Source organism: Acidovorax sp. M14 (assembly GCF_049331375.1).
Classification (GTDB): domain Bacteria; phylum Pseudomonadota; class Gammaproteobacteria; order Burkholderiales; family Burkholderiaceae_C; genus Acidovorax.
The window spans coordinates 3,016,837-3,036,916 of record NZ_CP186263.1 but is presented as its reverse complement, the minus strand read 5'-3'; the positions used below and the strand labels follow the sequence as shown (position 1 = coordinate 3,036,916).

The window sequence follows — 20,080 nt, the reverse complement described above, 5'->3', positions numbered from 1 at the left end:
CATATGTCCAGTAACACTGTCGCCGAGTTCGCCACCGAACTCAAAAAATCGCCTGAAACCCTGCTCGACCAGCTCAAGGCTGCGGGCGTGGGTAAGGCTGCCCCCTCCGACGCATTGACCGAGTCGGACAAGCAAAAGCTGCTGGCTTACCTGCAGGCCAGCCACGGCACGGCTTCGGCCGACCGCAAGAAGATCACACTGGTCAAGAAGTCCACCAGCGAGATCAAGCAGGCCGATGCAACGGGCAAGGCCCGCACCATCCAGGTGGAAGTGCGCAAGAAGCGCACGTTCATCCAGCGCGACGAAGGCGCAGAGGCCACGGCCGAGTCCCAAGCAGCGGCTGCGGTGGAAGAGCCCGCCGTGTCGAGTGAGGACCTCGAACTCTCCCGCCGTGAGGAAGAAGCCCGCCGCCAGGCCGAGCTGATCCGTCGCCAGGAAGCGGAGTTGGCCGAGAAGCGTGCAGAGCGTGAAGCCCGCGAGAAGCGCGAGCGCGAAGCCGAAGAGCGCGCTGCCGCCTACGCTGCCCAAGAAGCCGAAAAGAAGGCCCAGGCCTCGGCCGTGAAGCAGGAAGCCACGCGTGAGCAGGCGGCTGAAGCTGCTGCGCGCGCCGCCGCCCAGACGGAAGCCCGCGAAAAGGCCCAGGCAGAAGCCAAGGCCCGCGCGGACGAAGAGTCTGCCCGTGCCCGCGATCTGGAAGAGCGCCGTCGCAAGGCCCTGGCCGAGGCAGAAGCCATTCGCGCCATGATGGCCACGCCCAAGAAGGCGGTCATGGTGGCCAAGAAGCCCGAGGAACCCAAGCCAGCGGCCAAGCCTGCTGCCGTGGGCGACGCCAAGAAGGGCACGCTGCACAAGCCCGCCGTTGGTACCGGTGGTGCGCGTACGGCAGCGGCAGCACCTGCCACTGCAGGCGCTCCCGGCGCTGGCAAGGAAGTCAAGTCGGCCAAGCTGTCGTCCAGCTGGGCCAACGAAACGGCCAAGAAGAAAGAAATCAAGACCCGCGGCGACAGCAGCGGTGGTGTGGGCCGTAACAACTGGCGTGGTGGCCCCCGTGGCCGTCGTGGTGACAACCGCGACCAGCGCGATGACCACCAGAACGCAGCCCCGGCAGAAGCCCGCATCATTGAAGTGCATGTGCCTGAAACCATCACGGTGGCAGAGCTGGCACACAAGATGTCGATCAAGGCCTCTGAAGTCATCAAGGCTCTGATGAAGATGGGCCAGATGGTCACCATCAACCAGCCGCTGGACCAGGACACCGCCATGATCGTGGTGGAGGAAATGGGCCACAAGGCGGTGGTGGCGGCGCTGGACGATCCAGAAGCCTTCACCGACGACGATGCAGGTCAAAAAGACGCCGAGCTGCTGCCACGCGCTCCGGTGGTTACCGTCATGGGCCACGTGGACCACGGCAAGACCTCGTTGCTGGACTACATCCGCCGCGCCAAGGTTGCTGCAGGCGAAGCCGGCGGCATCACGCAGCACATTGGTGCCTACCACGTGGAAACGCCACGCGGCATGGTGTCGTTCCTCGATACCCCTGGTCACGAGGCCTTCACGGCCATGCGTGCCCGTGGTGCCCAGGCCACCGACATCGTGATTCTGGTGGTGGCTGCCGACGACGGCGTCATGCCCCAGACCAAGGAAGCCATCAAGCACGCCAAGGCGGCCAAGGTGCCGATCGTGGTGGCCATCACCAAGGCGGACAAGCCCGATGCCAACCCCGACCGCGTCAAGCAAGAGCTGGTGGTGGAAGAGGTGGTGCCTGAAGAGTACGGTGGCGATTCGCCCTTTGTGGCCGTGTCGTCCAAGACCGGCATGGGCATCGACGACCTGCTGGAGCAGGTCCTGCTGCAGGCCGAAGTGCTGGAACTGAAGGCGCCGGTCGAAGCCATGGCCAAGGGCCTGGTGATCGAAGCCCAGCTGGACAAGGGCCGCGGCCCGGTGGCCACGGTGCTGGTGCAGTCCGGTACGCTGAAGGTGGGCGATGTGGTGCTGGCTGGCCAGACCTCCGGCCGCGTGCGCGCCATGCTGGACGAAAACGGTAAGCCCGCCAAGACGGCTGGCCCGTCGATCCCGGTGGAAATCCAGGGGCTGTCGGATGTGCCGCAGGCCGGTGACGAGTTCATGGTGCTGTCCGACGAGCGCCGTGCTCGCGAAATCGCGACCTACCGCGCGGGCAAGTTCCGCAACACCAAGCTGGCCAAGCAGCAGGCCGCCAAGCTGGAGAACGTGTTCAACGAGATGACTGCGGGCGAGGTGCAGACCCTGCCCATCATCATCAAGGCGGACGTGCAGGGCTCGCAGGAAGCGCTGGCCGCTTCGCTGCTCAAGCTGTCGACCGACGAGATCCGCGTGCAGCTGGTCTATGCCGGTGTGGGCGGTATCAGTGAGTCCGACGTGAACCTGGCGATTGCTTCCAAGGCCATCGTGATCGGCTTTAACGTGCGTGCCGATGCCGGTGCGCGCAAGCTGGCCGAGTCGAGCGATGTGAACCTGCATTACTACAACATCATTTACGACGCCGTGGATGAGTTGAAGGCCGCCATGTCCGGCATGCTGGCACCCGAGCAGCGCGAAGAAGCTCTGGGTACCGCCGAGATCCGCACGGTGTTCGTGGCTTCCAAGATCGGTACGGTGGCGGGTTCGTACGTCACCTCCGGCCAAGTCACGCGCAATTGCAAGTTCCGCCTGCTGCGCGACAACGTGGTCATTTACACCGGCGAAGTCGAGTCTGTGCGCCGCCTCAAGGACGATGTCAAGGAAGTCAAGGAAGGCTTCGAGTGCGGTATCAAGCTGCGCAACTACAACGACATCAAAGAGGGCGACCAGCTGGAGTTCTTCGAGATCAAGGAAATCGCGCGGACGCTGTAAGGCGAACGGTATAACAGCGACAACATGGCTGCGAAGAAATCATCCGCCCCCAACCGCGCCTTCAAGGTGGCCGACCAGATCCAGCGCGATCTGACGGAACTGATCGCGCGCGAGTTGAAAGACCCGCGCGTGGGCATGGTGACGCTGCAGGGCGTGGAAGTCACTCCCGACTACGCCCATGCCAAGGTGTTCTTCAGCCTGCTGACGGGTGACCCGGTGGAAACCCAGGCAGCCCTCAACCAGGCTGCCGGGTTCCTGCGCAACGGCTTGTTCAAGCGTTTGCACATTCACACCGTGCCTACGCTGCATTTCGTGTTCGACCGCACCTCTGAGCGTGCGGCTGACATGAACGCCTTGATCGCCAAGGCGGTGTCTTCGCGCGCGAAAGAGGACTAGTCCATGCACGCGCCACGCACCAGGGTGCAGCGGCGCCCTGTGCATGGGGTGTTGCTGCTCGACAAACCGCTCGGCCTTTCGAGCAATGACGCCTTGCAAAAGGCGAAATGGCTTCTGCGCGCCGAGAAAGCGGGCCATACGGGCACGCTCGATCCGCTCGCCACGGGCGTGTTGCCGCTGTGCTTTGGAGCGGCCACCAAGTTCAGCCAGCTGCAGCTGGACGCTCCCAAGACCTATGAAGCGATTGCGCTGCTGGGTGCCACCACGACCACCGGCGATGCCGAGGGCGATGTGGTCGAGCGGCGCGAGGTGCTGCCCGAGCAGGTGACGCCGGAGCGCCTGGCTGCCGTCCAGCAGCAGTTCACCGGCCCCATTCGCCAGGTGCCTCCGATGCACAGTGCGCTCAAGAAAGACGGCAAGGCGCTGTACGAGTACGCACGCGCCGGTGTCACGGTGGAGCGTGAAGCGCGCGATGTGGTGATCCATGTACTCAAGCTCACGCTGGTGCAGACAGATCAAGCGCAGCCAGCTATCAAAATAGTAGTGACCTGCAGCAAGGGTACCTACATCCGCACGCTGGGTGAAGACATCGGCGCCGCACTGGGCTGTGGTGCGCACCTCACCTTTCTGCGCCGCATCGATACCGGCGGGCTGGGAGTGGAGCGCTGCGTCACGCTGGCGCAGCTGGAGGCCATGCCCGAGGCTGAGCGTCTGGCCGCCCTGGAGGCGCCCGAGTCGCTGCTGGCACAACACATGCGTGTCACGCTGGACGGTGAGAATGCAGCCCGATTCCTGTCGGGCGTGCGTCGCCGTGGCAACTGGCCCGATGCCAGTGCCGTGGCGGTGTTTGGCGAGAGTCCTCCGGCGCTGCTGGGGGTTGGCCACATCGTGGGCGGGGAGCTGGTGCCGGACAGGCTCCTGAGTCCGCTGGAAATTCAACAAATTTTGGAAGGCATGCCGCAACCCGCGCCACATACCGCATGACGGATCGATTTGCACTTGCCATCGCCACGCAGCACCGCGTTGCAGCCCTTGCCCATGCGTCAGCATGGGCGGCGGACTGCGCCTCGTGCTGCGCGCCGGTGTCATTGTGCAAATACGACCCCTCATGCGGTATGTGACGCTGCTGCGGAACATTGGAAAAACTATGACGACGAAACAAATCCGCAACATCGCGATCATCGCCCACGTTGACCACGGCAAAACCACCATGGTCGACCAGCTGCTGCGCCAGTCCGGCACCTTCGCCGACCACGAAAAGGTCGTCGACACCGTGATGGACAACAACGCGATCGAAAAAGAGCGCGGCATCACTATCCTGGCCAAGAACTGCGCCGTGAGCTGGAAGGGCACGCACATCAACATCGTGGACACCCCCGGCCACGCGGACTTCGGCGGCGAAGTGGAACGTGCCCTGTCCATGGTGGACAGCGTGGTGCTGCTGATCGACGCGCAAGAAGGCCCCATGCCCCAGACGCGTTTTGTGACCAAGAAGGCCCTGGCCCTGGGCCTGCGCCCCATCCTGGTGGTGAACAAGGTGGACAAGCCCGGTGCCAACCCCGACAAGGTCGTGAACGCTGCGTTCGACCTGTTTGACAAGCTGGGTGCTACCGACGAGCAGCTCGACTTCCCCGTCGTGTACGCCTCGGGCATCAACGGCTGGTCGTCGCTCGAAGAAGGCGCTCCGGGCGAGCAATGGGGCCCAGACATGTCGGCCCTGTTCGACACCATCCTCAAGCACGTGCCGCCGAACTCCGGCAACCCTGACGCGCCCCTGCAACTGCAGATCTCGGCGCTGGACTTCTCCAGCTTCGTGGGCCGCATCGGTGTGGGCCGCATCAGCCAAGGCACACTCAAGCCCGCACAGGACGTGCTGGTCATGGAAGGCCCCGATGGCAAGACCACCAAGGGCCGCGTGAACCAGGTGCTGACCTTCCAGGGTCTGGACCGCATGCAGACTCCCCTGGCAGGCCCGGGCGACATCGTGCTGATCAACGGCATTGAAGACATCGGCATCGGCGTGACCGTGACCGACCCTGCCAACCCCGCGCCGCTGCCCATGCTGAAGGTGGACGAGCCCACGCTGACCATGAACTTCTGCGTGAACACCTCGCCCCTGGCCGGCCGTGAAGGCAAGTTCGTGACCAGCCGCCAGATCTGGGACCGCCTGCAAAAGGAACTGCAGCACAACGTGGCCCTGCGCGTGAAGGAAACCGACGAAGAAGGTGTGTTCGAAGTGATGGGCCGTGGCGAACTGCACCTGACCATCCTGCTGGAAAACATGCGCCGCGAAGGCTACGAGCTGGCCGTGTCCAAGCCCCGCGTGGTGTTCAAGGACATCGACGGCGTCAAGCACGAGCCTATCGAGCTGGTGACGGCTGACATCGAAGAAGGCCACCAAGGCGGCGTGATGCAAGCCCTGGGCGAGCGCAAGGGCGAGCTGGTGAATATGGAGTCCGACGGCCGTGGCCGCGTGCGCCTGGAATACCGCATCCCGGCCCGTGGCCTGATCGGTTTCACCAACGAATTCCTGAACCTGACGCGCGGTTCGGGCCTCATCAGCAACATCTTCGACAGCTACGAGCCGCACAAGGGCGATATCGGCGGTCGCAAGAACGGTGTGCTGATCTCCATGGACGACGGTGAAATCTTCACCTACGCCCTGGGCAAGCTGGACGACCGTGGCCGCATGTTCGTGAAGGCCAACGACCCCGTGTACGAAGGCATGATCGTCGGTATCCACAGCCGTGACAACGACCTGGTGGTGAACGCCACGCGCACCAAGCAGCTGACCAACTTCCGCGTGTCCGGCAAGGAAGACGCGATCAAGATCACGCCCCCGATTGACCTGACGCTGGAATATGGTGTGGAGTTCATCGAGGACGACGAACTGGTCGAGATCACGCCCAAGTCCGTGCGCCTGCGCAAGCGCCACCTGACCGAAAACGAGCGCAAGCGCGCTGCCCGTTCCTGATGGATAGGCGGGTTGGTCCATCGATGGATCGATAGACTGACCGTTTCCGACAAGGGCCACTGCAGCGCAGTGGCCTTTTTTCCGTCTGCAAGTTGGAACCCATGTTGAAACTCACACATTCCCGTGCCGTGGTGCTGATGGTGGCCGTGACCCTGATGTGGTCCATCGCCGGTGTGGTCACGCGCCACCTGGAGCATGCGGCGAGCTTTGAGGTGACCTTCTGGCGCAGCTTCTTCACGCTGCTGGCGCTGCTGGTCATCCTGCCGGTGCTGCAGGGCAGGGCGGTGTTTGCCTCGATGCGCCATGGCGGGCGGGCGTTGTGGATCTCCGGCGTGTGCTGGAGCGTGATGTTCACGGCGTTCATGGTGGCGCTGGTGCTGATGCCGGTGGCCAATGTGCTGGTGACCATGTCGGTGGGCCCCTTGCTCACGGCGCTGTTTGCACGGGTGTTCATTGGCCACCATATCGCTCCCCGCACCTGGGCCGCCATTGCGGTGGCTGGGCTGGGCATTGGCTGGATGTACGGTTCGCAAATGGCGGGCCTGCCACTGCTGGGCACCCTGGTGGCCCTGTGCGTGCCGGTGGCGGCGGCGGTGAACTGGACGGTGGTGCAGCACTCGCAGCGCCATGGCCATGCGGTGGACCTGGTGCCGGCAGTGCTGGTGGGTGCGGTGATCTCGGTGGTGGCGACCCTGCCGCTGGCGTTGCCGTTTCAGGCATCTTTTTACGACCTAGGGCTGCTGGCCCTGCTGGGCGTGGTGCAATTGGCGATTCCCTGCGTGCTGGCGGTGCGCTGCGGCAGGGTGCTCAAGGCGCCCGAAATGGCGCTGCTGGGTTTGCTGGAAGTGATTTTCGGCATCCTGCTGGCATGGCTGGGTGCGGGCGAGAAGCCCGCGCCAGCCGTGCTGACCGGAGGCGCACTGGTCATCGGTGCGCTGGTTTTCAATGAACTGTTGGGTTGGAAGGAACAAAAATGACGGAGACGGTTGTGTCTGAAGTGTTGAGCGAGGTGCGTGGCCAGGTGGGCTTCATCACCCTGAATCGTCCACGGGCGCTCAATGCCCTGTCGCTGGGCATGGTGCGTGACCTGATGGGCATCCTGCTGGCATGGCAGAACGATGCGCGGGTGCTGGCGGTGGCCATTCGTGGCAGCAACAAGGAAGGCCCGTTTGGGGCTTTCTGCGCGGGCGGCGATATCCGCTTTCTGCACCAGGCAGGCAGCCAAGGCAACCCGCTGATCGAGGATTTCTTCACCGAGGAATACGCGCTCAACCATCTGATCCACAACTACGCCAAGCCCTACATCGCGTTCATGGACGGCATCGTGATGGGGGGCGGCATGGGTATCAGCCAGGGCGCAGCCCTGCGCGTGGTGACCGAACGCACCAAGATGGCCATGCCCGAAACCGCGATTGGCCTGTTCCCGGACGTGGGTGGTGGGTACTTTCTGAGCCGTTGCCCCGGCCGAGTGGGCGAGTGGCTGGCCCTGACGGGCGACACCATCGGCGCAGGCGATGCCATTGCCTACCAGCTGGCCGATGGCTGCATGCCGTCAGACCGGCAGGCGGCGGTGTGGGACGCCCTGGCCACGCAAAGCTTTGCAGATGGCGCGGCTATCAAGGCCTATGTTGCTTCTCAATTTGTAGCGGCTCAGGCAAGTGGTTCTAGCGCTCAGGCCGATATTGATCAATATTTTGCGCTGCCAACCGTTGGCGAGATCGTGCGGGGTCTTGAAGCGGCTGACAGCGACTGGGCACGTGCCACGGCCGCCACGCTGCGCAAGCGTTCGCCGCTGATGCTGCATGTGGTGCTGGAACAAATCCGCCGCGCCCGCACTATGGGCCTGGCCGACGACCTGCGCATGGAGCGCGACATGGTGCGCCACTGCTTCTTCCTGCGCCCGGGGCAAAGCGAGACCGTCGAAGGCATCCGCGCCCTGGCTGTGGACAAGGACCATGCGCCCCGCTGGAATCCTGGCCGCATTGAAGACGTGACGCCGGACATGGTCACCCCGTTCTTTGCCAGCCCCTGGCCTGTGCACGCCCATCCGCTGGCCCATCTGGCCTGACTGGCGAAGGCTGTCCTAGGACGTTCGGCTGCGCCCCGGGCGCCTGTTCGAGACCTCTCCGGGCGCTCGCAGCGGTGACTGCGGGCCGGGAGGTCTGCGATCTGCCTGCCATGACTACTGCGATGTTCCCGCTTTTATGGGTTCAATTGCTGGTACACGGCGGTGGCCAGGGCCAGCAGATCGGGCCGCGAGAGCTGGCCGCTCAGCGCATAACCAAAGCCCCCATCTGTCCAGTAAAAGCCCGGTACGGGGCCTTCCTGTGTGAACTGGAACGCGGTAGCGGGAGCGGCCGCCAGCGGCGTTTCCTTGCTTCGTGGTGCCCCGCCTTTGTTTTCGCCCGCAGGGCGGGGCGAGGACGGCGCCAGAGCGCCCAGGTACAGCGTGATGCGCTGGCCGGCGCCATTCTGGTACATGAACTGCGCGCGCACGCCCGTGTCGCCCGGCAGCAAGCGGCCACCCACCAGTTCATAGCCTTGTGCACCGAGCGCGGGGACTTTGAGGGGTCGGTCCAGGCGCTTGGACAGCCATTGCACCAGGTGGTCTTGCTGGGCGGCAGTGACCTCTACCGGGTGGCGCACTTCGGGTTGGTAAACCGCATGGGCCACCGAGGCCTGTTGTGCAAAGCGCTGTGCCGGTTCGGCGGCCACCAGCGTGGTGCCCTGGCCCGCAGCGATGGTTTGACCGGACATCCCGGCGGGCCAATGGCTGCGCCCCGTCCAGCCCAGCACAAAGGCCAGCAACACGGATGCCGCCATTCCACCCCAGCGCCACCATTGCGCGTATTGCTCGCGTCGGTCGGTGGCACGCTGCGCTGCGGCCAGCAGGGCGTCGGGCACGGGGGCGTGGAGCAGGTCCTGGTGCAGGGCCTGCAGCCGCTGCCGCTGCGTCTGCCAGTGGGCCAGCGTGGCCTGGGCCTCCTCATCGTCCCGCAGTTGCTCGCGCAGTGCCTGGGCCTGCGCAGGAGTCAACTGGCCGTCCACAAGGGCGTGCCAGGCGCTGGTTTCTTCAGCGCGCGGTGGAGGGGTAGGGTGCTTGGGGTCCATGGCGGGGGATCGGGTCTGGGGGCTATTTGAGGCGGCGCAGCACTGGTGTGGTACTGCCTGCGGCCGTCACGGAGCTTGGCTGGGTGGCGGCTGTAGGGCCTGACGCGGGTTCGCGGTCCATGAGCACGCGCAGGCGCGTGCGGGCCCGCGACAGGCGTGACATGACGGTGCCCACCGGAATGCCCAGGATGCGTGCCGTGTCTTCGTAGCCCATGTCCTCCATCGCCACCAACAACAGCACGGCCCGCTGGTCGGCGGGCAGGCGCTGGAGACAGCGCTCCAGGTCCAGCGCATCGTCCGACCGGGACGGAGTGCCGGGCAGCTGATCTTGAACTTCGTCGATGTCCAGGGCTTGCAGCGAGGGCAATGCGCGGCGCTGGTTGAGGTACAGGTTGTGCATCAGGGTGAACAACCATGCGCGCAGGTCGCTTCCGGTGCGCCACAGCAGCCATTTGCTGCAGGCACGCTCCAGCGTGTCCTGCACCAGGTCATCGGCCGCCCAGGCATCGCCTGTCAGCACCCGCGCGTAGCGGCGCAGGGCGGGCAGCTGTTCGATGACCTGGGAGCGGTTCATTCCGCGCGAAGCCTGGGGTGCGCTGACCGGTTTGTTACGGCCGCGCGGTGCGCCAGACTTGGTTCACGCCGTCGCCCGTCTTGTCCCCGGGCTTGGCGTCCTTGGCCCAGTAATACAGCGGTTTGCCCTTGTAGGCCAGCTGGGTCTTGCCATCGTCGCGAGTAACCACGCTGTAGTCAGCGCCCGGGGCCTTGCTGGCCATCAGCGGCGGCCAGTTGGTGGCGCAGGGGCCGTTGCACACCGATTTGCCGCTGCCAGCCACATCGCGGTCAAACGTGTAAAGGGTCATGCCGTTTGCGCCGACCAGCACGCCGTCCATGGTCTTCACGGGCGAGTTGTCCATGGTGGCGCAGCCAGCCAGGGCGATGGCTGCGACGAGGGTGGTCATCGAGATCAGTTTCTTCATGGGTTTCTCCAGAGGGTGGTGCAGGCAAAGGCGAATGCTGTCTTGCACCGGGACAAACACATGGACGCGGCGGTTTATTCCACAGCGTCGCAAAAAAATCTCAAGGGCGGTCCGTGTACGCACAGACCCCATCGTGCAGCAGACTCAGCGGCTGCGGCTCTTCATGGCGCGTTCCACTTCGCGCTTGCCTTCACGGTCCTTGATGGTGTCGCGTTTGTCGTGCTCGGCCTTGCCCTTGGCCAGTGCGATTTCGCACTTCACGAAGCCGTTCTTCCAGTGCAGATTGACGGGCACCAGGGTGTAGCCCTTTTGCTCGACCTTGCCAATCAGCCGTTTGATGTCATCCTTCTTGAGCAGCAGCTTTTTGGTGCGCGCCGATTCCGGGTTGACGTGGGTGGACGCTGTCTTGAGCGGGTGGATCAGGCAGCCGAGCAGAAACAGTTCGCCATCGCGGATCAGCACATAGCCATCGGTCAGCTGCACCTTCCCCTCGCGCAGCGCCTTGACCTCCCAGCCGTGCAGCACCATGCCCGCCTCGTGGCGCTCCTCAAAGAAGTAGTTGTAGGCCGCTTTCTTGTTGTCGGCAATGCGGGATGTGGGATCGGGTTTTTTGGCCATGTAGTTCAGATGCGGCGCCCTGCGGGAGATAAAAGGTCTCCCTACATACAATTGTGGCCGTTCAGAGACCCGTGATTCTAGTTTCCCCGGCCGCCTTTCCCCTTCGAAAGCCGCGCGCCCACTGCCTGCATGAAAACCGTCCACAAGTCCGTCCTCATTTGGTACAGCCCCGAAGAGATGTTTTCCCTGGTCACCGGGGTGGAGCACTACCCGCAGTTCCTGCCCTGGTGCGACCACGCTGCGGTGCTGGAGCAGACCAGCGAGGGCATGACCGCTGAGGTGGGCATTGCGTTCAGCGGCATTCGCCAGACCTTCGTCACGCGCAACACGCACGAGGCGGGCAAGCGTGTGCAGATGCATCTGGTGAAAGGACCGTTTTCACGGCTGGACGGGGACTGGCACTTTCATCCCGTGGGAGACGGCACGCAGCGTGCGTGCAAGGTGGAGCTGCTGCTGAACTACGGGTTTGACAGCGCTGCATTGGCCGCGCTGGTGGGGCCGGTGTTTGACCGCATCGCGGGCAGTATGGTGGATGCCTTCGTCAAGCGCGCGGAACAGGTCTATGGCTGAGAAAGGCCCCGGCGTCCCGGCGACCCTCGCTATCTCCGTGGTTGCCTGCTTGGCGCCGCGCGAGGTGCGCGAATGGGTGCTGGATTTACCGGTGGGCGCTACCGTGGCAGATGCCTTGCGCGCCAGCTGTGGGGTGGAGGCGGGTGATGAGCCGTCGGTTGGCATCTGGGGCCGTGCCGCCAAGCTGGATGCAGTGCTGCAGCCCCTGGACCGTGTGGAAATCTACCGCCCCTTGAAGGTGGACCCCAAGGTGGCGCGCCGGGAGCGTTTTGCCCGCCAAGGCGCGCGCACCACCGGGCTGTTTGCGCGGCGCAGGCCCGGGGGCAAGTCGGGCTACTGAATCCCACGTGCTGGTCGGCGGGGGAGGCCGAAGCAGCACGTCACTCACAACTCAGCGTACGCAGTCGCTTGCGACGATCTCGTCGATGCGCTTGGCCTCTGCCGCGCGGGCGGGGCCGTCCAGGAAGATTTTTTCGCCCTGGGCATTGGCTTGGGTGATGGGCTTGCCTGCGTCGAACGCTGCTTTTGCCGCACGTGCGCGGGTGCAGTTTTCGGCTTTGGCCTTGGCGATCTTTTCGTCTTCAGCCTTTTTCTTGGCGGCTTCTGCGGCCTCAGCCTGGGCCTTCTTTTCTTCCAGCTCCTTGTCCTTGCCCGCGCCTGCAGCGCTGGCTGCGGCCTTGGGCGCTGCTGCCACGGCAGGGGCTGCATCGGAGGCTGCGGGTGCGGCAGGGGGCGCTGCACGTGCCGGACGGTTGCCGCCTGGCTGCTTCAGGATGCTTTTTTCAGGGATGTCGGGTGGCGGGGGGCGGTCGCTGAAGACCTTGCGTCCGTCTTTGTCTGTCCACTGCCATTGCGCCGCCGCGCCCATGGCCCAGGTGCAGGCCACGGCCAGCAGGAGAAGCTTGTGCATTTTCATTCGGACAAGTTTATCCATGTGATTCCCCCCCCGCCAGTGCGTTGGAGATGGGTGGGCGCGTTTTCGCCACATGCGGCGCGGGTACAATCCGTTTTTTGGAGCTTTCTCATGCGCCTTCTTGGAAAAGCGCTCACCTTCGACGATGTGTTGCTGGTGCCAGCGTACTCCCAGGTCCTGCCCAAGGACACGTCCCTCGCGACGAAACTCTCCCGCAATATCCAGCTGAACCTGCCGCTCGTGTCCGCCGCCATGGACACCGTGACCGAAGCGCGCCTGGCCATAGCCATTGCCCAGGAGGGCGGCATTGGCATCGTGCACAAGAACCTCACGGCGCAAGAGCAGGCCGCCCACGTGGCCAAGGTCAAGCGCTACGAATCCGGCGTGCTGCGCGATCCGGTGGTCATCACCCCCGAGCACACCGTGCTGCAGGTGCTGCAGCTGTCCGAGCAACTGGGCATCTCGGGCTTCCCGGTGTGCGACGGTGGCAAGGTGGTCGGTATCGTCACGGGCCGCGACCTGCGGTTTGAGACCCGATACGACGTCAAGGTCCACCAGATCATGACCCCGCGTGAGAAGCTCATCACGGTCAATGAAAAAGAGGGCACCACGCCTGCACAGGCCAAGGCGCTGCTCAACAAGCACAAGCTCGAACGCATCCTGGTCGTGAACGACGCCTTTGAACTCAAGGGCCTGATCACGGTGAAGGACATCACCAAGCAGACTAGCTTTCCCAACGCGGCCCGCGATGCCGCAGGCCGCCTGCGCGTAGGCGCTGCGGTGGGTGTGGGCGAGGGCACCGAAGAACGCGTCGAAGCGCTGGTCAAGGCCGGCGTAGACGCCATCGTGGTGGACACGGCCCACGGCCACAGCAAGGGCGTGATCGACCGCGTACGGTGGGTCAAGCAGAACTATCCGCAAGTGGACGTGATCGGCGGCAACATTGCCACCGGTGCCGCTGCGCTGGCACTGGTTGAGGCCGGTGCTGATGCCGTCAAGGTCGGCATCGGCCCAGGCTCCATCTGTACCACCCGCATCGTGGCCGGCGTGGGCGTGCCCCAGATCATGGCCATCGACAACGTGGCCACGGCACTCAAGGGCACGGGCGTGCCGCTGATTGCCGACGGCGGCATCCGCTACAGCGGTGACATCGCCAAGGCCCTGGCCGCTGGCGCTGGCACCGTGATGATGGGCGGCATGTTTGCTGGCACCGAAGAAGCACCTGGCGAGGTGATCCTGTTCCAGGGCCGCAGCTATAAGAGCTACCGCGGCATGGGCTCCATCGGCGCCATGCAGCAGGGCAGCGCTGACCGCTACTTCCAGGAATCGAGCACGGGCAACCCCAATGCCGACAAGCTGGTGCCCGAGGGCATCGAAGGCCGTGTGCCCTACAAGGGCTCGATGGTCAGCATCGTCTACCAGATGGCGGGCGGCGTGCGTGCATCCATGGGCTACTGCGGCTGCGCCACCATCGAAGAGATGAACAACAAGGCCGAGTTCGTCGAGATCACCACTGCTGGTATCCGCGAAAGCCACGTGCACGATGTGCAGATCACCAAAGAAGCGCCGAACTACCGCGCTGACTGATCGTTGTAAGCCGATCTGGCCTGATTGAAAAAATCTGGTCAGACTGATATAGTCTGGTCTGAATTCACCATTCAGGCCAGACTTTTTTATTTATGCAGTCCGTTGGCATCTACGAAGCCAAAAGCAGGTTCTCTGCCTTGATCGAACTGGTCGAGCAGGGCGAGGAAGTGCGCATCACCCGTCACGGCAAAGAGGTAGTACGCATGCTGCCGGTGCGCCGCCGCCCAGTGATTTCTGACGAACAGATTGCGCGCGAACTGGGCCAGATGGACGCGTTGCATGCCAGCATTCAACCCGCAGGGGCAACGACGGTGGACGGCTTGCGCCGTGCAGGGCGGAGCACTGCATGACCGCTTTCGTGCTTGATGCCTCGGTCACTGCCGCCTGGTTGTTGCCGGACGCGGCCAGCGAACACACCCGCCGCCTGTACGCCCTGATCCGCCGCGATGAGGTCGAGCCGCAGGCGCCCAACCTCTGGCACTGGGAGTGCCACAACATACTGGCCACCGGTGTGAACAGCGGGCGCATTCCAGCCGCTTCCGTCGAAGGCCTGTGGGGCGTGCTCGAAGCAATTCGGCACCGCGTTGAATTGCACGAACTGGCCCCTGCCCAGCACAAGGCCGTGCTCGACGTGGCATTGGAAACCGGTCTGCCCACCTTTGATGCTGCGTACCTGTGGCTGGCCCGTTCGCTGCGCCTGCCTTTGGCCACCTTTGATTCTCACCAGATCGCTGCCGCCCAGCGCAGCGGCGTCCCGCTTCTTGATCTCTCCAGCCTCTGACGGACCACCACCATGCAACACCAGAAAATCCTCATCCTCGATTTCGGCTCGCAAGTCACCCAGCTCATCGCCCGCCGCGTGCGCGAGGCCCATGTGTACTGCGAAGTGCACCCCTGCGACGTGACCGACGAATGGATCCGTGACTACGCCAAGGACGGCTCGCTCAAGGGCGTGATCCTGTCGGGCAGCCACGCCAGCGTGTACGAGGTGGACGACAAGGCACCCAATGCAGTGTTCGAGCTGGGCATCCCTGTGCTGGGCATCTGCTACGGCATGCAGACCATGGCCCAGCAGCTGGGCGGCAAGGTTGAAGGCTCCAACACCCGCGAATTTGGCTACGCCGAAGTGCGCGCGCACGGCCACACCGAGCTGCTCAAGGGCATTGAAGACTTCGCCACCCCCGAAGGCCACGGCATGCTCAAGGTGTGGATGAGCCACGGCGATAAGGTCACGGCGTTGCCTCCGGGCTTCAAGGTCATGTGCTCCACACCGTCGTGCCCCATTGCTGGCATGGCCGACGAAAGCCGCCATTACTATGCCGTGCAGTTCCACCCCGAAGTCACGCACACCGTGCAGGGTCGCGCCTTGCTGGAGCGTTTTGTGCTGGGCATCTGCGGCACTCGGGCCGACTGGGTCATGGGCGACTACATCGAAGAAGCCGTGCAGAAGATCCGCGAACAGGTGGGCGATGAGGAAGTGATCCTCGGCCTGTCGGGTGGCGTGGATTCGTCCGTGGCGGCAGCTCTGATCCACCGCGCCATTGGCGACCAGCTCACCTGCGTGTTTGTGGACCACGGCCTGCTGCGCCTGAACGAGGGCGACATAGTCATGGACATGTTCGAAGGCAAGCTGCACGCCAAGGTCATCCGCGTGGACGCGAGCGACCTGTTCCTAGGCAAGCTGGCCGGGGTGAGCGAACCTGAGCAAAAGCGCAAGATCATCGGCGGCCTCTTTGTGGACGTTTTCAAGGCCGAAGCCGCCAAGCTCAAGGCCGGCACCGGTGGCCACAAGGGCGCCACCTTTTTGGCCCAGGGCACGATCTACCCTGACGTCATCGAAAGCGGCGGCGCCAAGAGCAAGAAGGCCGTCACCATCAAGAGCCACCACAACGTGGGCGGCCTGCCCGAGCAGCTGGGCCTGAAGCTGCTGGAACCCCTGCGCGACCTGTTCAAGGACGAAGTGCGCGAACTGGGCGTAGCCCTGGGCTTGCCGCCCGACATGGTCTACCGCCACCCCTTCCCTGGCCCTGGCCTGGGCGTGCGTATCCTGGGCGAGGTGAAGAAGGAATACGCCGACCTGCTGCGCCGCGCCGACGCGATCTTCATCGAAGAGCTGCGTAACTTCAAGGACGAAGCGACCGGCAAGACCTGGTACGACCTCACCAGCCAGGCCTTCACCGTGTTCCTTCCCGTCAAGAGCGTGGGCGTGATGGGCGACGGTCGCACGTATGACTACGTGGTGGCCCTGCGCGCTGTGCAGACCAGCGACTTCATGACCGCCGACTGGGCCGAGCTGCCTTACGCGCTGCTCAAAAAGGTTTCGGGCCGCATCATCAACGAAGTGCGTGGCATCAACCGAGTGACATATGACGTGAGCAGCAAGCCACCAGCGACGATCGAGTGGGAATGAAATCAGGTCCTTCGGGGACTATCGTGACCTATCGAAAAACTGTCGTAACGTGTTGATTTAGAAAGAAATACGTCACGGCAGCTATCGGTGGCTATCGCCGACCAGCAAAACGGATTGGCGGTAGAGGTGACGGTAGAAACCGGAGGCCGGATTAAGACCCTCCCGTTTACTATCCAGACCAAACCGGTCTTTGACGGTAAACCGCTCCTCAGGAAAGCTTGTTTCATGCGGCTTTCCGAGCATCAGCAGGTCTCCTGACCCCTGACGGTAAAAGCCGTCATGAACAGGAGGAAAAATCTCGATGCTTACCGACACCGCACTACGCAATCTCAAGCCTAAGTCCAAGATTTACAAGGCTTCCGACCGCGACGGCATGTACGTAACGGTATCAACCACCGGTACCGTCACCTTCCGCTACGATTACCGTCTCAACGGCCGGCGCGAGACGCTGACCATTGGACGGTATGGGCCGTCCGGCATTTCGCTCGCGATGGCCCGCGAAAAGCTGCTGGACGCCAAGAAGGCCGTCGCCCAGGGCAAGTCCCCGGCGCATGAGAAGCAGCGCGAGAAGCGCCGCCTGACCGCCGCCAAGAACTTCGGCGACATGACCGCCCAGTGGATGGCCGGTGCCCGGATGGCCGACAGCACGCGAGCGATGCGCAAGAGCATCGTCGATCGGGACATCCTGCCGGCCTTCCAGAACCGCCTGCTCAACGAAATCACCGCCGACGACTTGCGCGCCCTGTGCGGCAAGGTGAAAGGGCGGGGCGCCCCGGCCACCGCAGTGCATATCCGCGACATCGTGAAGCAGGTCTATGCCTTCGCCATCCTGCATGGGGAGAAGGTAGACAACCCAGCGGCCGACGTAGGCGCAGCCTCGATTGCGACCTTCGTGCCCAAGGACCGCGCCTTGTCGCCGCTGGAGATCCGCCTGATGTCGCGGCAGATGGAGTCGGTGGCCACCTATCCGACCATTCGACTGGCGTTGCGAATGATCCTGCTGACGCTTGTGCGCAAGAGCGAGCTGATCGAGGCCACCTGGGACGAGGTCGATTTCGAGAACGCGACCTGGACCATTCCGAAGCAGCGGATGAAGGGGCGCAACCCGCATGTGGTCTACCTGTCGCGCCAGGCGCTGGACATCCTGGTGGCGCTGCACACCTGCGCGGCCGGCTCGAAGTTCGTGCTGCCATCGCGCTACGACTCCGACCATTGCATGTCTCACGCGACCCTCAACCGGGTCACGCAGATCGTCGCGCAGCGGGCCAAGGCCGCAGGCCTGCCGCTGGAGCCGTTCACCGTCCACGATCTGCGCCGTACAGGTTCGACGTTGCTCAACGAGATCGGGTTCAACCGAGACTGGATCGAGAAATGCCTTGCGCACGAAGAAGGGCGTTCCTCGCGCTCGATCTACAACAAGGCCGAGTACGCCGAGCAGCGGCGCCACATGCTGCAGGAGTGGGCCAACATGGTCGATCACTGGATCGACGGGCAGACCTACGTGCCGAAGCTGATGCCGGACAACGTGGTCGTGCCGGTGCTCAGCGCGGCTTTGTAAGGGAGGGCCGCATGATGCCCTCATCGGTACTCTCCGTCGACGCCCAGGGCAAGGTTTGTGCACATGGCGAAAAGATCACTCTGGGTGATCTTTTCAAGCCCTTATCAAACTGGTCGGACTTGGCGAAGGTTTATAAATCTGTTATTTTGGGCACTATGGATGCTCAAAATTCTGGAAAACTAAACCACTTGTTGGCCGAACTGGGCGATACCCGCTTGGTGTCAAGCCGATGGCTACGAGCGCACGGCTACTCCAACAGCCTGGTGGCGCGCTATGTGAGCAGCGGCTGGCTGGTGTCGCCAGCGCGTGGCGTCTACATGCGCAGGGGCGGGCGGCTGCAATGGGATGGGGTGGTCCGCAGCCTGCAGATCGGCGAGGGCATGCCGCTGCACGTCGGGGGACATTTCGCACTGGCCCTGCAGGGACACGAGCACTACTTGCGTCTGGGCGATGCCGGGGTGATCACGCTGTATGGGCCACAGCAACCGCCGGGCTGGTTGGGCAAGCTGTCGCTGGAGCTGCGCTTCGAGTACCAGGGCAAGGGTCCGCTCGATCTCCAGGTCGTGCCTGTCACTGCGGAAGTCTCCGAGAAGGCGTTGTCGGAAGCGGGTCTGGCTTGGCATTCAGCAGCACCTGGGACTGATGCGCTGGTTTGCTCGACGCCCGAGCGTGCCATGCTGGAACTGTGCGACAGCGTTTCGGATGCGGCTGGGGTCTACGAGGTCGATGCGCTGATGCAGGCCATGACCACGCTGCGGCCGCAGCGCGTCGGCCTGCTGCTGCGCTGCTGCCGCAGCATCAAGGCGAAACGGTTGTTCTTGGCCCTGGCCGATCGCCACCGGCATGCGTGGCTGGCGCACGTGTCGCTGGAGGATGTCGATCTGGGTCGGGGCAAGCGTGCGCTGGTGCCCGGTGGGCGCTTGCATCCGACCTACCAGATCACCTTGCCGGGAGACCTCGATGAGCACCTGGCTTGACCAATGGGACCGGCGCTACACCGACCGCGTGCGGCTGCTGGTCGAAATCCTGCCGGTGCTGGCGCAGGAGCAACGCTTTGCGCTAAAGGGCGGCACCGCCATCAACCTGTTCGAGCACGATCTGCCGCGCCTGTCGGTGGATATCGACCTGGCCTGGCTGCCTGTGCATGACTATGCCGAGGACGCGAGGCTGATCGCCGAAGCACTGGGGCGACTGGCGGATGTACTGCGCGCCCGGCCTTTGCAATTGCAGGTGCAGACCTCGGCGGGTGAGGGCGGGGCGGTCACTCGCTTGGTGGCCAGCCGCAACCGTGCACGCGTGCAGATCGAGACGACGCCGGTGATGCGCGGCACGGTGCATCCGGTGCGAACCATGGTCGTGCGGCCACGGGTGGAAGATGCGTTCGGCTTCGCCGAGGTGCAGGTTCTGGACTTTGCCGACCTCTACGCCGGCAAGCTCGCGGCAGCGTTGTCGCGGCAGCATCCACGCGACCTTTTCGATGTCGGCCTGCTGTTGCAGGACGACCGTGCGGACGAGGCGCTCTGGCGCACCTTCCTCGTGTACCTGACGTGCAGTCCCAAGCCCGCATGGGAGATGCTGACGCCGCGCGTGCCTGCGGATTTCTTGGCCACCTTCGAGGCCCATTTTAAGGGTATGACGGCCGAGCCTATCGGTGTGGCTACGTTGCTGGAGAGCCGTGAGCGCCTGTTGGCACGCGTAGCGCATTGGCTGAATGCACCGTCATGTGCCTTTCTGGAATCCGTCGAGGATGAGCAGCCGGATTTCGGTTTGATCGGACTTGCGCATGCGGCCGAGTTGCCAGGTGTGCGACGCAAGCTCCACAACCTGGCTCAGCGCACGGTGGCCAAGCGTGCGGCAGATCGCCAGCAGCTTGACGAAACGCTGGCGCGGATCGCCGGTGCCAGATGACGAAGGAGGCTGCCGCGATGGTTCACGATTTCACACTGGTCTATGCACTGGACTCGGGCATGGGGTCGCAGGAGGACGTCCTTCGCCAAGTGGCGAACAGCGACTGCACCGATGCCACGGTCGGCTGGGGGCGGCCGGGTCATTTCGACTTGGCTTTCAGCAGGGAGGCGAGCGACCACGATGC

At 63.9% G+C, this 20,080-nt stretch carries 20 protein-coding genes; 15 read left to right on the top strand and 5 right to left on the bottom strand.

Annotated features, from left to right (window positions below; translation table 11 throughout):
• Positions 1-3 precede the first annotated feature (3 nt).
• The 6 genes from infB to ACOYR4_RS14135 all read left to right on the top strand — a co-directional run bounded on the left by infB (position 4) and on the right by ACOYR4_RS14135 (position 8,309).
• A complete protein-coding gene (gene infB / locus ACOYR4_RS14160) occupies positions 4-2,871 on the top strand; it encodes a translation initiation factor IF-2 (RefSeq protein WP_422847040.1) in 2,868 nt (955 codons plus the stop codon).
• A gap of 24 nt (positions 2,872-2,895) precedes the next feature.
• Complete coding sequence (rbfA, locus tag ACOYR4_RS14155) at positions 2,896-3,267, top strand: 30S ribosome-binding factor RbfA (protein WP_044400872.1); 372 nt, start codon at positions 2,896-2,898, stop codon at positions 3,265-3,267.
• Positions 3,268-3,270: 3 nt separating this feature from the next.
• Entirely contained in the window at positions 3,271-4,251 is a 981-nt protein-coding gene (gene truB / locus ACOYR4_RS14150) for a tRNA pseudouridine(55) synthase TruB (protein WP_422847039.1), read from the top strand.
• Positions 4,252-4,414: 163 nt separating this feature from the next.
• On the top strand, positions 4,415-6,241 hold the full coding sequence (gene typA / locus ACOYR4_RS14145) for a translational GTPase TypA (RefSeq protein WP_015014649.1): 1,827 nt from the start codon (positions 4,415-4,417) through the stop codon (positions 6,239-6,241).
• A gap of 101 nt (positions 6,242-6,342) precedes the next feature.
• Positions 6,343-7,218 (top strand): DMT family transporter, encoded by an 876-nt coding sequence (locus ACOYR4_RS14140; protein WP_422847038.1) that lies wholly within the window; start codon positions 6,343-6,345, stop codon positions 7,216-7,218.
• On the top strand, positions 7,215-8,309 hold the full coding sequence (locus ACOYR4_RS14135) for an enoyl-CoA hydratase/isomerase family protein (RefSeq protein ID WP_209820225.1): 1,095 nt from the start codon (positions 7,215-7,217) through the stop codon (positions 8,307-8,309). The genes ACOYR4_RS14140 and ACOYR4_RS14135 overlap by 4 nt, the downstream gene beginning before the upstream one ends.
• Positions 8,310-8,443: 134 nt before the next feature.
• Here the strand turns inward: ACOYR4_RS14135 and ACOYR4_RS14130 are convergent, their stop codons facing one another.
• The 4 genes from ACOYR4_RS14130 to smpB form a co-directional block, all read right to left on the bottom strand.
• Positions 8,444-9,352 (bottom strand): anti-sigma factor, encoded by a 909-nt coding sequence (locus tag ACOYR4_RS14130; protein WP_422847037.1) that lies wholly within the window; start codon positions 9,350-9,352, stop codon positions 8,444-8,446.
• Between the two features lie 22 nt (positions 9,353-9,374).
• On the bottom strand, positions 9,375-9,926 hold the full coding sequence (locus ACOYR4_RS14125) for an RNA polymerase sigma factor (protein ID WP_422847036.1): 552 nt from the start codon (positions 9,924-9,926) through the stop codon (positions 9,375-9,377).
• A 34-nt stretch (positions 9,927-9,960) separates the two neighbouring features.
• Positions 9,961-10,332, bottom strand: coding sequence for a hypothetical protein (locus ACOYR4_RS14120; RefSeq protein WP_422847035.1), 372 nt, complete (start codon positions 10,330-10,332; stop codon positions 9,961-9,963).
• 144 nt (positions 10,333-10,476) lie between these two features.
• On the bottom strand, positions 10,477-10,950 hold the full coding sequence (smpB, locus tag ACOYR4_RS14115) for an SsrA-binding protein SmpB (protein ID WP_060983841.1): 474 nt from the start codon (positions 10,948-10,950) through the stop codon (positions 10,477-10,479).
• Between the two features lie 129 nt (positions 10,951-11,079).
• Here smpB and ACOYR4_RS14110 point away from each other — a divergent pair, with 129 nt between their 5' ends.
• The gene (locus ACOYR4_RS14110; RefSeq protein ID WP_015014642.1) at positions 11,080-11,520 is read left to right on the top strand and encodes a type II toxin-antitoxin system RatA family toxin; all 441 of its coding nucleotides are present in this window, start codon (positions 11,080-11,082) and stop codon (positions 11,518-11,520) included.
• Positions 11,513-11,860 carry an RnfH family protein gene (locus ACOYR4_RS14105; protein ID WP_422847034.1) on the top strand — a complete coding sequence of 116 codons (348 nt, stop codon included), beginning with the start codon at positions 11,513-11,515 and terminating at the stop codon, positions 11,858-11,860. Before ACOYR4_RS14110 ends, ACOYR4_RS14105 begins: the two co-directional genes overlap by 8 nt.
• Positions 11,861-11,911: 51 nt before the next feature.
• Here ACOYR4_RS14105 and ACOYR4_RS14100 read toward each other — a convergent pair whose 3' ends face one another.
• Positions 11,912-12,436, bottom strand: coding sequence for a DUF4124 domain-containing protein (locus ACOYR4_RS14100; RefSeq protein WP_422847033.1), 525 nt, complete (start codon positions 12,434-12,436; stop codon positions 11,912-11,914).
• 108 nt (positions 12,437-12,544) lie between these two features.
• Here ACOYR4_RS14100 and guaB point away from each other — a divergent pair, with 108 nt between their 5' ends.
• The 7 genes from guaB to ACOYR4_RS14065 all read left to right on the top strand — a co-directional run bounded on the left by guaB (position 12,545) and on the right by ACOYR4_RS14065 (position 19,896).
• Positions 12,545-14,020 (top strand): IMP dehydrogenase, encoded by a 1,476-nt coding sequence (guaB, locus tag ACOYR4_RS14095; RefSeq protein WP_015014639.1) that lies wholly within the window; start codon positions 12,545-12,547, stop codon positions 14,018-14,020.
• A 92-nt stretch (positions 14,021-14,112) separates the two neighbouring features.
• Positions 14,113-14,370 (top strand): type II toxin-antitoxin system Phd/YefM family antitoxin, encoded by a 258-nt coding sequence (locus ACOYR4_RS14090; protein ID WP_110961258.1) that lies wholly within the window; start codon positions 14,113-14,115, stop codon positions 14,368-14,370.
• Positions 14,367-14,801: a type II toxin-antitoxin system VapC family toxin gene (locus ACOYR4_RS14085; protein WP_056063857.1), complete on the top strand. Its 435-nt coding sequence runs from the start codon at positions 14,367-14,369 to the stop codon at positions 14,799-14,801. The genes ACOYR4_RS14090 and ACOYR4_RS14085 overlap by 4 nt, the downstream gene beginning before the upstream one ends.
• Positions 14,802-14,813: 12 nt before the next feature.
• Positions 14,814-16,430: a glutamine-hydrolyzing GMP synthase gene (gene guaA, locus ACOYR4_RS14080; RefSeq protein WP_422847032.1), complete on the top strand. Its 1,617-nt coding sequence runs from the start codon at positions 14,814-14,816 to the stop codon at positions 16,428-16,430.
• A 301-nt stretch (positions 16,431-16,731) separates the two neighbouring features.
• Positions 16,732-17,988, top strand: a complete 1,257-nt coding sequence (locus ACOYR4_RS14075; protein ID WP_422847031.1) for a tyrosine-type recombinase/integrase — start codon at positions 16,732-16,734, stop codon at positions 17,986-17,988.
• Positions 17,989-18,143: 155 nt separating this feature from the next.
• A complete protein-coding gene (locus ACOYR4_RS14070; protein WP_422849666.1) occupies positions 18,144-18,965 on the top strand; it encodes a type IV toxin-antitoxin system AbiEi family antitoxin domain-containing protein in 822 nt (273 codons plus the stop codon).
• Positions 18,949-19,896: a nucleotidyl transferase AbiEii/AbiGii toxin family protein gene (locus tag ACOYR4_RS14065; RefSeq protein ID WP_422847030.1), complete on the top strand. Its 948-nt coding sequence runs from the start codon at positions 18,949-18,951 to the stop codon at positions 19,894-19,896. The genes ACOYR4_RS14070 and ACOYR4_RS14065 overlap by 17 nt, the downstream gene beginning before the upstream one ends.
• Positions 19,897-20,080 lie beyond the last annotated feature (184 nt).

What these genes read in the sequence shown, in the direction of transcription:
- infB (WP_422847040.1), top strand. Translation starts at nt 4, where the DNA reads ATGTCCAGTAACACTGTCGCCGAGTTCGCCACCGAACTCAAAAAATCG.
- rbfA (WP_044400872.1), top strand. Translation starts at nt 2,896, where the DNA reads ATGGCTGCGAAGAAATCATCCGCCCCCAACCGCGCCTTCAAGGTGGCC.
- truB (WP_422847039.1), top strand. Translation starts at nt 3,271, where the DNA reads ATGCACGCGCCACGCACCAGGGTGCAGCGGCGCCCTGTGCATGGGGTG.
- typA (WP_015014649.1), top strand. Translation starts at nt 4,415, where the DNA reads ATGACGACGAAACAAATCCGCAACATCGCGATCATCGCCCACGTTGAC.
- ACOYR4_RS14140 (WP_422847038.1), top strand. Translation starts at nt 6,343, where the DNA reads ATGTTGAAACTCACACATTCCCGTGCCGTGGTGCTGATGGTGGCCGTG.
- ACOYR4_RS14135 (WP_209820225.1), top strand. Translation starts at nt 7,215, where the DNA reads ATGACGGAGACGGTTGTGTCTGAAGTGTTGAGCGAGGTGCGTGGCCAG.
- ACOYR4_RS14130 (WP_422847037.1), bottom strand. Translation starts at nt 9,352, where the DNA reads ATGGACCCCAAGCACCCTACCCCTCCACCGCGCGCTGAAGAAACCAGC.
- ACOYR4_RS14125 (WP_422847036.1), bottom strand. Translation starts at nt 9,926, where the DNA reads ATGAACCGCTCCCAGGTCATCGAACAGCTGCCCGCCCTGCGCCGCTAC.
- ACOYR4_RS14120 (WP_422847035.1), bottom strand. Translation starts at nt 10,332, where the DNA reads ATGAAGAAACTGATCTCGATGACCACCCTCGTCGCAGCCATCGCCCTG.
- smpB (WP_060983841.1), bottom strand. Translation starts at nt 10,950, where the DNA reads ATGGCCAAAAAACCCGATCCCACATCCCGCATTGCCGACAACAAGAAA.
- ACOYR4_RS14110 (WP_015014642.1), top strand. Translation starts at nt 11,080, where the DNA reads ATGAAAACCGTCCACAAGTCCGTCCTCATTTGGTACAGCCCCGAAGAG.
- ACOYR4_RS14105 (WP_422847034.1), top strand. Translation starts at nt 11,513, where the DNA reads ATGGCTGAGAAAGGCCCCGGCGTCCCGGCGACCCTCGCTATCTCCGTG.
- ACOYR4_RS14100 (WP_422847033.1), bottom strand. Translation starts at nt 12,436, where the DNA reads ATGAAAATGCACAAGCTTCTCCTGCTGGCCGTGGCCTGCACCTGGGCC.
- guaB (WP_015014639.1), top strand. Translation starts at nt 12,545, where the DNA reads ATGCGCCTTCTTGGAAAAGCGCTCACCTTCGACGATGTGTTGCTGGTG.
- ACOYR4_RS14090 (WP_110961258.1), top strand. Translation starts at nt 14,113, where the DNA reads ATGCAGTCCGTTGGCATCTACGAAGCCAAAAGCAGGTTCTCTGCCTTG.
- ACOYR4_RS14085 (WP_056063857.1), top strand. Translation starts at nt 14,367, where the DNA reads ATGACCGCTTTCGTGCTTGATGCCTCGGTCACTGCCGCCTGGTTGTTG.
- guaA (WP_422847032.1), top strand. Translation starts at nt 14,814, where the DNA reads ATGCAACACCAGAAAATCCTCATCCTCGATTTCGGCTCGCAAGTCACC.
- ACOYR4_RS14075 (WP_422847031.1), top strand. Translation starts at nt 16,732, where the DNA reads ATGCTTACCGACACCGCACTACGCAATCTCAAGCCTAAGTCCAAGATT.
- ACOYR4_RS14070 (WP_422849666.1), top strand. Translation starts at nt 18,144, where the DNA reads ATGGATGCTCAAAATTCTGGAAAACTAAACCACTTGTTGGCCGAACTG.
- ACOYR4_RS14065 (WP_422847030.1), top strand. Translation starts at nt 18,949, where the DNA reads ATGAGCACCTGGCTTGACCAATGGGACCGGCGCTACACCGACCGCGTG.